This is a genomic window from Gilliamella sp. B2828 (assembly GCF_026537125.1).
Taxonomy (GTDB): domain Bacteria; phylum Pseudomonadota; class Gammaproteobacteria; order Enterobacterales; family Orbaceae; genus Gilliamella.
Map to the genome: position 1 here is coordinate 54,175 of NZ_JAFNMU010000002.1, position 12,789 is coordinate 66,963.

Consider the following 12,789-nt stretch of genomic DNA (forward strand, 5'->3'; position numbering starts at 1 on the left):
AACCTTTTTGTTAATTATTAATTACTTGGGCAACCTTGCCATGTTCAAGCACAACAGTTGTTTGTGCATGTTTTGATACTTCAAGTGAGTGAGTCACAACAATAATAGTACTCCCTTCTTCGTGCAGTTGATGCAGTAAATTCATAACCATTGCTTCATTGCTTTCGTCTAAATTACCTGTAGGTTCGTCGGCTAATATTAATTTTGGATAATTGATTAAGGCTCGGGCAATACACACACGTTGCTGTTCCCCACCTGATAGCTGATTTGGCAAGTGCTTAGCGCGAGCAGCAAGACCGACCCTTTCCAATGCTTGCATGGCTTCTTTTTCATCAACCATGCTGTGATAATACTGTGCCACCATAACATTTTCCAGTGCAGTTAAATAAGACACTAAATGAAATTGTTGAAAGATAAGACCAATTTTATCACGGCGGATTTCGGTTAATTCGGGTAGAGATAATTGGGTAATGTCTTGTCCATCTAAAATGACTGATCCTAATGATGGTTTATCCATACAACCAATAATATTCATCAAGGTCGTTTTGCCACTGCCTGATGGTCCCATAATAGATAACCACTTGCTCTCTTCAACTACTAAATTCACCTCTGATAAGGCATGAAGAGAACCATAAATCTTAGATACATTATTAACTTCGAGTATATTCATACTTTACATCCTATTCGCCACGCAATACTAATGCTGGCTCAACATCTAATGCACGTTTAACGGGAATTAAACAAGCAATAACCGTCACAATTGCTGATATTAAAACGGTACTGGGTATCAAATAAAATTCAATAATGATTGAACGACCAAAAACGTTAGAACTGATCACCTGCGCAAAAATAAGCCCACAAATCACCCCAATTATCCCCCCAGTAATCCCCAAAACTAATCCCTCCGCTAAAAACTCTTTAGCGATACTTTCATTCTTAGCACCAATGGCCTTTTTAAGACCTATTTCTTTACGCCGCTCCATTACGACAGTCATCATGGTGGTAGCCACGCAAATCATGGTCAAAACTAATACTATAAAAGTCACTAAATAAAGTAATGATGACAGCTTACCTAATACTGAAGTTTCCGATTGTGTCACCCATTTAATTAAATGTGGTTCAATTGTGGCTGATTGGCTTTTAATGACTTCTATATAATGCTTTAACTCATTTTGTGATGCAGTGATACTGACTTCAACAACGTCGGCTTGATCACTCTCCTCGAAAAACTGTTCTAAATCATAAAGATCGACAAAAATAAAATTATCTTCTGCTCTACCGGTTTTAACAATACCGGTAATAGTTAACTCTTCATCAAAATGAGAACCTTGCTTAGATTTACCCGAAATTGATATTTCATGACCAACGTTTAAATTGGTAAAGTTAGCTACATCAGTACCAATCATCACTTCATGGTCTTTTTTGGGCAAACCGCCCTCAATATGCCAATAAGGACTGGTTTTAATAATTTGATTGAAGTTTGTACCGACAATGGTATAGGGTTGCTGATTAACGCGCACATTACCATAGCGAAATGGTGTGACGCCAAGTAGTTTATCTTGTGGTAATAAGCTTACAGCTTTTTGTACATCAACCATTGACATCGTTGGTTGATTATTACCAGGTAATAATAATAAATTCGCACCATAAGAACGAAACTCCTGCCCCATCTGTCTTGGAAGATCAAAACAAAGCGTAACCATACCTAATAATACCGTTGCGCCAATCGCCACGCCTAATAATGCAATAGTAATACGTGAGCGTCGACGAATGAGCGAACTCAATACAGTTTTAATAATAAAGCGTCGATTTTTATTCATCATCATATCTACCTTTGCCCTTATCGTCCATGCAGTACTTCAGTAGGGCGTAAAAACATCATAATACGCAATGCAGGTAGACTACCTAAAAAAGTAATTAGGGCCACCATTATTAATACTAAAGGAACAATAATCATTTTAGGTTCGACAAACGAACCGAATACGGTATGACCAATAATTTGCGCAAAGCCAAGACCAATAAAGTAACCAAAAATACCACCAATTAAGGCAATAATTAAAATTTCGATTAAAATGAGCATGGCAACTGCCCCATTAGTCGCGCCGAGCGCTTTGAGTAAGCCAATTTCGGTACTGCGCTCAATCACATTTGCCGTTACTAAATTTGATATAGCTAAGGCAGAACACATCAATGATAAAACAGTTAACAATAGCATTAATAACTGAGTTTTTTGTAAAATAGAACCTTCTGAATCAGCCACTTGCATAATGGCTTTAACGCGAACATCTGGCATTAGCTCTTCTAGTTGATAAGCAATTGAACTTATATAAGCAGTACAATACCAGGTATCCCATTCGGTGCGGGATAAGCTATTAGGATCTTGCGCTGCTTTACGGGCTAATTCGTTTTCAGGAGTGGTTAATGCGCTCACATCAACTCGTTCAATCAGTCCATTTTTATCAGCTAACTGCTGTGCGATAGGGAGTGGAACATATAATTGTGAATCTTCAACACCACCACTATGAAAAATATTGTGTACGGTTAAAGTTATTTTTTGTTTAGTTAATGCAGAAGTAATCTCGATACGGTCACCTAATTTTAAACTCCACTGTTTAGCCACCGACTCACCAACCATTACACCTTGCAGGTTATCATCAGTCATCTTATCGCCTTCAATTGTCCACCATGATTTCATGGCTAACATACCAGTATCGACCTCATCGCCAGTTGGTATTTTAAGGTGTTGATTAAACCAAGTTCCGACAAGTGTAATGGGTTTATTATTTAACATTGCTTGAACATTAAGATAAGGAGCAAAATCGACAATATTATATGCCCAGAAAATCATCTTAATTTTAACTAAATCTTCTTGTTTGATGTATTGTATCGTTTGTTGATGATCATTATTATCCAACTTGTACATTTCGCTTACTAATGCGGTACTTTTAGGTACAATATTTAGGTTGGCACCATACGCTTTTAATTCTTGATTGACTTTGTCACCAACATCAAACATTACATTTAACATGGCAGTGGCTAAAGAAACACCCAAAGCAACAGTAAGCGCAATTAAAAAGAGCTTCTTTTTTTGGCGTACTAACACGCTTAGTAACATTCTACGAAACATACTCTATTCCTTGGATACTCTTTATTTAAAACGACCTTTTTCGGCTTCAAGATGCGCAGGACGAATCACCATATTGCCGTCAATAATTTCATATTTAAGTGGTACTGGGTTACAACCTCCAGCAAAACCAATAGTAGCAATGTTCATTACGACATCACACAAAATGCAAACGACTTGATTACCACGTTGGTAGTAACCACTTGCGCCACAAATATCACAAGCATCAAAGCCAACACCATAGGCATTTTCGCTTTTTTTAATCACAATAAAGCGAACCAAAGTACCATCGTTTGCTTGGTAACCATAACGATGCAAATTACCATCATTGATGTGATCAAGAGGAATAACAATTAAATTGTCCGCATTGGCTACAATTGGTTCGGCAGGTGTCAGCTCTACCCCTTTTTCAAAAATATAACGCGCTCGTGTCACTGTATAAGCTGTCATAGCAACGCCAGCCATCAGCAATAATGAGGTTCTTCTATCCCGAAGTAATTGCGATTTAAGTTTGCGAATTTGTGCTGGATTGCTACCCACTAACGAGGTTGTTTTTGATTTAAAGTAGAGAATAATCGTTAACAGCGATAAGATTGACATAAAAATAAACGTGAAAAAATTGACATGACTTAAAATAAACATCACCCATTCCATCATCCATTTTTGTGAAGCAATAAATCGTCTAACAATTAAAATTTGCATAATATTAATACCATTTTGAATGGTAAAAATAATCATTAAAAGCATTGTGACTATTGTAACTATCCGATTAGATAACCTGCCACACAGTCGATAAGTAAATAAACCAATTAATACACAAATCAGTAAAGCAAAACCATATCCGACCCATTTGAACAAATATTCATTATTAAAAATAGATTCCATTCCGACAGAAAATTCAAATGGATAAAGCATTAAATTCGGTAGGTATTGTGCCGTAATTAATCCACAAGCCAGCACATATAACATTATCAATAAAACCTTAGTCAAGGTTTTATAACAAAAATTTTGCATCCAAATGCAAACTAATAAAGGTAAGGCAATAATGACCCAAGGTATAATTATACCAAGATCATAAAATTCACGGACTGCAAATCCAGTGTTACGTTTTAAAATGGCATAAATTAATGCTGCAATAAATCCTAATATGAAACCAACAGAAATAATTTTTTTTTGATGGAAGGTGTTTGATTTGGCTATTATTGCACTGAGAAGTGCAATCATAATTACAGGAATAAACGTATTGTCGGTAACTTTGATAAGATATTGAAGCATAATCATTGCCTGGTTTTTATAATATAGATCGGCGAACTTAATGCTCGCCTTAAATCATCCTAATTTAAAAAACATTATACTGCTTTTTTATAACACATTACCATGCACGAGGGAGATAATCAAAATCCCAAGAAACTTCAATTGGTTTACTCCAGAAACGTCCTTCAACACCAGTCTCTTTGTCTACATGCAATAAATAACCTTGTTTTTCTGGATTTTCAATAATAAAGGTCACTTTATATTTACCTGCACCTTCAAGTTTAATGTTATTACCATAATGTGGACCATCTGATGCACTCATAGGCATAAAGTTACCTCCAATGGCTTTATTACTGCCTTCTTTTTGGATTTTATATTTTACGGTTAAATAAGGAACAAAACTGCCCACTCCATAACCTAATTTATTGCCTTCTGCTGCTGAAATATCAGCTTCAATATGCATGTCAGCCTTTGATGCTGGTAAACCACCAATACCAGCTGGCTCCATATCAACAGGTTGGAAATATACTGCACCAATATGTAATGGACCAACTGTCACTTCGTCACCGATTGGAAATTCTTCAAAACCTTTTTGTTCACCTGGTGCAGGTGCCGCAGCATGAGCAAATGAAGATAATGCACATATTGATGAAATACCCACGGCTATAAATAATTTTTTCATTGGAGACTCCTTTACAATTTAAATAGTAGTTTAACAATCTTATTGATCAGTTTTAGCTACTTTTGATTAACTATCTGTTATTACTCTTTGATAACAGCACTATCACTTTCAGTACATTCTTTGTTTTGTCAAAACAAGGTTACTAAAATAGTCTGTTACTTTTCCACCTTTGTGATTTAATCGTTAAACCTTAACAAGAAAAATTTTTATCTATTGCTCTTTCTGATTATTTTTACTTTTTTTGTAGTACATCACTGACAGTACCACAATAAGTACCATAATTACCTGTGGTATCAATGTCTCGACAGTTGGATAGATACCTAAAATTTCTACCGAATGTACAAAATCAACGGGTGTAACAGGGATAATATCAGCTTCCTGTAACTCTTTTACACCACCGCCAGCAAAAGCTACCGCCATCACATACATTAGCATGCTTGTGCAAATAAAAAATGGTTTAAGTGGTAATCTCACTGCTCCAAAGCGAATGACAATAAAGATAATTGATAAAATGATTGTTCCTACACACAGACCATACCACACCATATCCATATGTTCTTTGGCATCCGCTAACATGGCTTGATAAAAGATAATGGTTTCAGCACCTTCCCTAAATACGGCTAAAAATGCAGCAAATCCTAAGGCAAAACTACTGCCAGTCGTCACCGCTGTTTGGACTTTACCTTCTACATAGCTTTTCCAAGCTTCCGCTTCAGATTTTGAAACCATCCAGTTACTGATAAATAACAGGACAACAGTAGCTAATAACATGGCACCACCTTCCATAATTTCTTGGTTAGCACCGCTTAAACCAACAACAGTATGCAAGGCAATTGCTGCAAGAATGCTAGCAAAAATGGCTACTAATGAGCTAACATACACCACCTTCAACATTGGTTTATTATTAGTACGCACTAAATAGGCAGAAATGGCTGCAATCACCAATATGGCTTCTAAACCTTCACGGAAGATAATGATGAAAGAAGCAAGAAAGACACTCAAACCACTCTCTTTTTTACCATCTAATTCGTTTGCATCTTCATGTAACATTTTTAAAATTACATCGATTTCAGCACGAACTGTTTTATTCGGTGCGCCGTTGGTCATTAATCGCTTAATTTTAGCAAATTGATATTCAGTATCTGTTCCACGCTTTCCTGAAATATAAGACATTACCGCTCGTTCAACGCCATGCTTTTCATAAAAACCAAAATAGGCATTATTAACTCGAGCCTTAGCTCGTTCGACGTCTTTTATGAAATAGATATCATAGGCATCATTTAAGATTACATCCATTTCATCAATAATTTCGTTCCAGCTTTTGTATTGTTTTTCTTTGGCATAAGATGAGGGTACAAAAGCAACCAAGCTAGCAATAAGCAGTAAAGCTAGCGTAAAAAACTTTTTCATAACGTCCTTTACCTTTTTACTTACCTAACAAAATCATACTTAACGGTACATCATCCTTTGGCAATTGTAATGCTTGGCTTATTGCTTCTGATTTAATGGAATGAATATAACGAGCACTTAATTTTAAAGCCGCCGCTGCTAAATACACATTTTGGCTCATAGCACCAACTGCGGTATAACTAAAGTTAGTGATTTCCTCTGGTGTAATATCAGTTAATGCACCTGCATCTAACACAAAGATCAACGAATAAGCTGCACGTTTAGTAAAACTTTGCTGACCAATATCACCACGGATATCTTGATTATTGATTTCGTGCAGGTAATGACCTTCCCATTCATATAAAAAAGTGCCCTTTTCACTTGCAACATAAATGCGCACATAAGGAGCTTTGCCTTTTGCCATCGGTACTGTCCAACCTGACTTACCACGGTTTAATCCGCTAGCAGCCCAAAGTACTGTAGATAATTCATCAACTGTAACTTGCTCTGAAGGAAATCCACCGCCTGGGGTAGATGCGCGTTTTTTAAGACTTTCAAACAGGCTCATTCCATCTTTAGTTTGTGGTGTCGGTAAAGTAATATCGGCATAACAAAATGATAAAGAAAACAATAATAAAAATAGAACGGCAACGGTCTTCCGTAAACCCCAAGGCATAGCACACCTCTGACCTTTTGGTAATAATGTGGTGATATCTTATTGCTAATGATCATAATTATCAATATCAAATAATAATAATTATCATTTTGAAACAAAATTAAACTGATTATAATTATGAATAATAATCAAACCAATTATCGTTATCGAACATACTCAAATCTCAGCTTTATAGCATTTATTAGCTAGTTATAAAAATACTAATCAAAACAAATTCAATAAAAAAATGCACTAGAAAGTTAATAAAGGTTAATGTTAATATTTAATTATAAAACAGATAGTTATAACCATAATCTCTTTATGTACCGGAATAAACCATTGCAGTTCAAAACGGAAATAGAAACTAAGAAAATGTTTCCAATACATACACGGAGTTTTCTTTTGAGTAAAATTCATTCATCTTTTTCAAAAAGTTTCAGATTATACCTATGTTTCAGTATAAAGACATCGAAAATTCACCTAATCAATTTAGAAATAAAATTATTTAATAACAATATGTTAATAAGATACATAATAATAATTAATAATTAATGCTTTAGTACTTTTACTAAAACAGAAGCAGTAGTGAAAGTAATGTTTTGTCAGTTCTTGATGTTCATTAGTTATCTTCGTACAATAAACAAAATTTTTGTTTTGGTTTGTTATGCAATTACATTTAGTGATTAATACGTTTGGATCCGATTTGCAGCGCCGTTATGGAGAAAAAATCTATAAATTGACGTTACATGGTGGATTTAGTTGCCCAAATCGTGATGGTACTCTTGGTGTTGGTGGTTGCACTTTTTGTAATGTGGCGTCAATTATCGATGAATCTATCCAAGTCAAATCAATTTCGCAGCAGCTTGCCACACAAGCGCATCAAATGAAAAAATCGAAGCGCTACCTTGCCTACTTTCAAGCTTATACCAGTACTTATGCTGAGGTTGAAATTCTTAAAAATATGTATCAAGAAGCACTCAATAGTGCTGATATTGTCGGTCTTTGTGTTGGTACACGTCCAGATTGTGTACCTAAAGAAGCATTAAACTTACTTGCTCATTATCAAGATCAAGGATACGAAGTTTGGTTAGAACTGGGTTTGCAAACCGCTAATGATCAAACATTACACCATATTAATCGTGGGCATACCTATGACGATTATTACCAAACAGTACAAAAAGCTCGCCAACTGGGGATTAAAGTTTGTACACATTTAATTATTGGTCTACCGAAGGAAACCAAACAAGATAATTTATTTACGTTAGAACAAGTATTAAATTGTGGTGTGGATGGCTTAAAACTGCACCCGTTGCATATTGTTGATGGTAGTATTATGGCCAAGGCATGGCGCGCTGGACGTCTTGATGTGTTGTCATTAGAAGAATATGTAGATATTGCTGGTGATATTATCAGGCAAACTCCAGCGAATATTTTATATCATCGAATTTCAGCCAATGCCAGAAAGCCAACTTTACTTGCCCCTGATTGGTGTGAAAACCATTGGCAATCGATGAATGCCGTCGATCATAATTTACGTCAATTTGGCGTGCAAGGTAGCGCCATCGGTGATAATTATTGTTTTAAATCATAGGATGATTTAATGGATAGCATTCAAATAGTAAATCATGCATAAAATGATTTACTAATCATCCTATCTTGATATTAATGAATGAATTGTAAAATATTTTTCAACGGATTATCAGCAAACTGTAGATGGTAAAACAATGGGCTTGAGTGAACTTGCTGCCCATTTGCAATTATTGCGTAGTGTGGTCAAACAATGCTTCGGCAGTTAGAATTCCTCTTTTAAATTGGTTGGTATGAATAAAAAATAGAGAAATTGAGACTATGATGTCAATAATTGAATATTAAAATATCTGATAAAGCCTTTTTCAAAGGAAAAATTATTCAACTAATTTAAAGGGGTCAATAAGTTGGTTACGATTCAAATGATTTTATACGTAAAAACTCATTTGTATTAACCGTCATAATAAACTTGACTCTTAAAATCAAACTTTGCGCAACAATCAATACTAAGTATATAATATCCCTTTATTACTCGAGGCAATTTGCATGCAATTAGCTTTTTGTATCTATAAATATTTTCCCTATGGCGGTTTGCAACGTGATTTTTTGCAAATTGCTAAAGCCTGTCATGATCGAGGTCATAAAATTCGTGTTTATGTAATGGAGTGGAAAGGCGATATACCTGACGAATTTGAAGTTATATTGGTTGCCAAAAAAGGCCTTTCAAACCATAGCCGAAATCAAGCTTATTACAATTGGGTTAGGGATCATCTTAAGTCTAATCCAGTCGATTGTATTATTGGTTTTAACAAAATGCCCGGCTTAGATGTCTATTTTGCTGGTGATACTTGTTTTGCCGAAAAATCTGCACACAAAGGTTTTTTTTATAAACAATCCAAACGTTATAAACACTATTTAACATTTGAACAAGCTGTTTTTAATCAAACCTCAACCACTAAAATCATGGTGTTAACAAAACAACAAATTCATGATTTCAAAAATTATTATCATACTCAAGATGAACGCTTTTATTTATTACCACCAGGAATTGCTCTAAATCGCAAATACAATGTTTATGCCCCAATAAAGCGTGAACAATTTCGACAAAAGAATCAAATAAGCCAGGATGATTTTGTAATAGTACAAATTGGTTCAGACTTTAAACGTAAAGGAGTTGATCGTTCATTAAAATCCATTGCTGCTTTACCTAATGAATTAAAACAGAAAGTTACCTACTTGGTTGTTGGACAAGATAAACCTGAACCCTATCAAAAATTGGCTCAAGAATTAAATATTACAAAACATGTACGATTCTTTTCAGGTCGCGATGATATTGCGGATTTTTTATTTTCAGCCGATCTTTTACTTCATCCAGCCAGACAAGAAGCTGCAGGTATGGTATTGATTGAAGCATTAGTAGCAGGTGTACCTGTAATGGTTTCGGGTATTTCTGGCTATGCTTTTCACATTAGCCAGGCTAATGCTGGTATTGTATTAACTGAACCTTATCATCAAAATGATTTAGATCAAGCGTTAATTCAGTCAATCAATAATAAAGAGCAATGGCTGAGTTGGCATAAAAATGCCATTGCCTATAGTAATAATGAAGATTTATATCACCTAGCACAGCGAGCAGCAGACATTATTTTAGGATGTCATCATGAATGAGATTAAACTTAAATCACCCTTTAAGCAGTTATGGCAAAAAAAAGATCCCTTTACTGAGGTTGAACGAATTTCAGGTAAAATCTTTCGTGCAGTCAAACAACGTAAAACTTTAAACTTTCAATTAAAAGGTAAATCATATTTTATAAAAATTCACCATGGTACAACAATTAAAGAGATTGTAAAAAATCTAATTGCGCTACGTTTACCTGTTTTAGATGCTAAACAAGAATGGGATGCCATTCATCGTTTAGAACAAGCTGGTGTAGATACGATGAATGGTCGCGCATTTGGACGAAAAGGTTTGAATCCACTCACACGTCATTCTTTTATTATTACCGAAGATCTTAACCCTACCATGAGTTTAGAAGATTTTACTAAACCATGGTCTACTCAGCCTCCGAATTATCATTTAAAACGTTCATTGATTGTTAATTTAGCAAATATGACCGCTAAAATGCATGCTGCTGGGGTTAATCATCGTGACTGCTATTTATGTCATTTTTTGCTAGATTTACCGTTATATGAAAACCATCAGCATATTAAATTATCAGTAATTGATTTACATCGAGCCCAAACTCGTAATAAAGTCCCTACGCGTTGGCGCGATAAAGATCTAATTGGACTTTATTTTTCATCAAATCATATAGGCTTAACGGATCGGGATATTTGGCGATTTTTGAAAATTTATTTTAATAAGCCACTTAAAACAATTTTACACGATGAAAATGAATTGATTACAAGTGCACAACAAAAAGCAGAACGTATTGGTCATCGGACAAAGAAGTATCAACTGTAACAATAAGGAAATACTATGTTTATTGAGAAAATTGATATTACAGGATTTCGAGGTATAAGCCAGTTATCTTTGAAATTTAACGCAAGTTCAAGCGTACTAATCGGCGAAAACCGTTGGGGACGCTCTAGTTTAATTAGTGCGCTGTCGTTATTATCCCTAAACAATAAGTTTTATCAATTTGTTGACACTGACTTTTATCACGACCAAAATCATGTTTATGGTGATAGCATAAGCATCAAAATTACTTATTGTGAATCGACCTTAAATGAGCTAGATAATCAAGCTTATCATTCATTAATCCCTGTTAGCTTGTATTCAGAACAAGATAAGTTGCGTCGTATTACATACCATATTAGCGCCGATAAACAAGGTGATGATATTATGAGTCAGCATTTGTTGATTGATGCAAAAGATAAACCATTTGATATTGAAGATCCTAAATTATTGATTGCTCAATTAATCGAATTAAACCCAGTAATGGCGCTAAAAAATACAATTAACAGTAATGATTTACCCATTACTAATCAACCACTGTCACAATATTTTGTTGAGAAACTGTCTACTCAATTAAAAAAACATTCTTCACAATTAAGTCAAAATGAATTACAACGTGGTTTGCAGGCTGCTCGGGCACTTTTGGAGTATTATTTTGTGGATCAGCAGCATCGTTATCACTATAAACAAGTTGCTAAAAAAACGAGCCCACGCAGTGAAGACTGGGATTCGCTTGAACATATCAATAATATTTTAGATGATTTAGATGATGATTACTTACGTACAACTTTGTTGGGGGTATTTGGGTCAATTATTAGTGCCAAAGGTAATAGCACCTTATCAGAAAGTTCAGTACCAATTTTAATATTAGAAGAGCCAGAAAGCCAAATTCACCCAATCATTTTATCGGTTGGATTTCGATTACTTAAACATCTACCGACTCAAAAAATTATTACTTCTAATTCAAGTGATTTAGTATCACTTTTTCCATTAGATAGTATATTTCGCTTGATTCGTCTGCCCAGTAAAATTATTGCTAAATACATTGAGCCATATTCTTTTGGAGCGGATGATAGTCGTCGCATTTTGTTTCATATTTTCTATCGACGTGCCAGTGCCATATTTGCTCGTTGTTGGCTATTGGTGGAAGGTGAAACTGAAGTTTGGTTATTACGAGAACTGGCAGAACAAAGTAATTATCATTTAAGTTCGGAAGGTATACAGTTAATCGAATTTGCCCAATGCGGTTTAAAACCGTTGATAAAGTACGCAAATAGAATGGGCATTCATTGGTATGTAATAACCGATGGTGATATAGCAGGTAAAAAATATGCCGATACCGTAAAATCTCTCTGCCCTGAAGGCAAAGATTTAAGTGATTATTTAACCGTATTGCCTGCTCGAGATATTGAAAATTTTTTATTTAAACATGGATTTAGCGATGTTTATAAATTAGCGGCGTATAATACCGTACAATATATTGATATGCCTATATCTAAAATTATTCAAAAAGCTATCCATCGAAGTTCTAAACCGGATTTAGCCATTGCTATTTGTGATAACGCAAAATCCCGTGGTGTAAGTGCTATACCTAATTTGTTAATGGATACATTTGCTAAAATTGTCAAAGCATCAAAAGATTTAGCTTAAGCGTTTATTAAATAAGTATTATTAAATAGATTAGTTAAAAAATATGGTAA

11 protein-coding genes are annotated in these 12,789 nt (G+C 34.8%); 4 read left to right on the forward strand and 7 right to left on the reverse strand.

Annotated features, from left to right (window positions below; translation table 11 throughout):
* Positions 1-10 precede the first annotated feature (10 nt).
* From J3U19_RS02075 to J3U19_RS02105, 7 genes are all read right to left on the reverse strand, one after another.
* The gene (locus J3U19_RS02075) at positions 11-670 is read right to left on the reverse strand and encodes an ABC transporter ATP-binding protein (protein ID WP_267339813.1); all 660 of its coding nucleotides are present in this window, start codon (positions 668-670) and stop codon (positions 11-13) included.
* Between the two features lie 10 nt (positions 671-680).
* Positions 681-1,823, reverse strand: a complete 1,143-nt coding sequence (locus J3U19_RS02080) for an ABC transporter permease (RefSeq protein WP_267345316.1) — start codon at positions 1,821-1,823, stop codon at positions 681-683.
* A gap of 17 nt (positions 1,824-1,840) precedes the next feature.
* Entirely contained in the window at positions 1,841-3,127 is a 1,287-nt protein-coding gene (locus tag J3U19_RS02085) for an ABC transporter permease (protein ID WP_267345318.1), read from the reverse strand.
* A gap of 21 nt (positions 3,128-3,148) precedes the next feature.
* On the reverse strand, positions 3,149-4,399 hold the full coding sequence (locus tag J3U19_RS02090; protein ID WP_267345319.1) for a Fe-S-containing protein: 1,251 nt from the start codon (positions 4,397-4,399) through the stop codon (positions 3,149-3,151).
* Positions 4,400-4,496: 97 nt separating this feature from the next.
* Entirely contained in the window at positions 4,497-5,060 is a 564-nt protein-coding gene (locus J3U19_RS02095) for an iron transporter (RefSeq protein ID WP_267345320.1), read from the reverse strand.
* A 210-nt stretch (positions 5,061-5,270) separates the two neighbouring features.
* Complete coding sequence (locus tag J3U19_RS02100) at positions 5,271-6,470, reverse strand: FTR1 family iron permease (RefSeq protein ID WP_267345321.1); 1,200 nt, start codon at positions 6,468-6,470, stop codon at positions 5,271-5,273.
* Positions 6,471-6,486: 16 nt separating this feature from the next.
* Positions 6,487-7,125, reverse strand: a complete 639-nt coding sequence (locus tag J3U19_RS02105) for a nitroreductase family protein (protein WP_267339824.1) — start codon at positions 7,123-7,125, stop codon at positions 6,487-6,489.
* Between the two features lie 643 nt (positions 7,126-7,768).
* On the opposite strand from J3U19_RS02105, the gene J3U19_RS02110 reads away from it, so the two are divergent.
* The 4 genes from J3U19_RS02110 to J3U19_RS02125 all read left to right on the forward strand — a co-directional run bounded on the left by J3U19_RS02110 (position 7,769) and on the right by J3U19_RS02125 (position 12,739).
* On the forward strand, positions 7,769-8,695 hold the full coding sequence (locus J3U19_RS02110; RefSeq protein ID WP_267339825.1) for a TIGR01212 family radical SAM protein: 927 nt from the start codon (positions 7,769-7,771) through the stop codon (positions 8,693-8,695).
* 482 nt (positions 8,696-9,177) lie between these two features.
* Positions 9,178-10,299 carry a glycosyltransferase family 4 protein gene (locus J3U19_RS02115; protein WP_267345322.1) on the forward strand — a complete coding sequence of 374 codons (1,122 nt, stop codon included), beginning with the start codon at positions 9,178-9,180 and terminating at the stop codon, positions 10,297-10,299.
* Positions 10,292-11,095, forward strand: a complete 804-nt coding sequence (rfaP, locus tag J3U19_RS02120; RefSeq protein WP_267345323.1) for a lipopolysaccharide core heptose(I) kinase RfaP — start codon at positions 10,292-10,294, stop codon at positions 11,093-11,095. The genes J3U19_RS02115 and rfaP overlap by 8 nt, the downstream gene beginning before the upstream one ends.
* 15 nt (positions 11,096-11,110) lie before the next feature.
* Positions 11,111-12,739 (forward strand): DUF2813 domain-containing protein, encoded by a 1,629-nt coding sequence (locus tag J3U19_RS02125; RefSeq protein WP_267345325.1) that lies wholly within the window; start codon positions 11,111-11,113, stop codon positions 12,737-12,739.
* Positions 12,740-12,789: the final 50 nt, after the last annotated feature.

Bases quoted from the DNA above. Each gene is read 5' to 3' on its own strand.
- J3U19_RS02075 (WP_267339813.1), bottom strand. From the start codon at position 670: ATGAATATACTCGAAGTTAATAATGTATCTAAGATTTATGGTTCTCTT.
- J3U19_RS02080 (WP_267345316.1), bottom strand. From the start codon at position 1,823: ATGATGAATAAAAATCGACGCTTTATTATTAAAACTGTATTGAGTTCG.
- J3U19_RS02085 (WP_267345318.1), bottom strand. From the start codon at position 3,127: ATGTTTCGTAGAATGTTACTAAGCGTGTTAGTACGCCAAAAAAAGAAG.
- J3U19_RS02090 (WP_267345319.1), bottom strand. From the start codon at position 4,399: ATGCTTCAATATCTTATCAAAGTTACCGACAATACGTTTATTCCTGTA.
- J3U19_RS02095 (WP_267345320.1), bottom strand. From the start codon at position 5,060: ATGAAAAAATTATTTATAGCCGTGGGTATTTCATCAATATGTGCATTA.
- J3U19_RS02100 (WP_267345321.1), bottom strand. From the start codon at position 6,470: ATGAAAAAGTTTTTTACGCTAGCTTTACTGCTTATTGCTAGCTTGGTT.
- J3U19_RS02105 (WP_267339824.1), bottom strand. From the start codon at position 7,125: ATGCCTTGGGGTTTACGGAAGACCGTTGCCGTTCTATTTTTATTATTG.
- J3U19_RS02110 (WP_267339825.1), top strand. From the start codon at position 7,769: ATGCAATTACATTTAGTGATTAATACGTTTGGATCCGATTTGCAGCGC.
- J3U19_RS02115 (WP_267345322.1), top strand. From the start codon at position 9,178: ATGCAATTAGCTTTTTGTATCTATAAATATTTTCCCTATGGCGGTTTG.
- rfaP (WP_267345323.1), top strand. From the start codon at position 10,292: ATGAATGAGATTAAACTTAAATCACCCTTTAAGCAGTTATGGCAAAAA.
- J3U19_RS02125 (WP_267345325.1), top strand. From the start codon at position 11,111: ATGTTTATTGAGAAAATTGATATTACAGGATTTCGAGGTATAAGCCAG.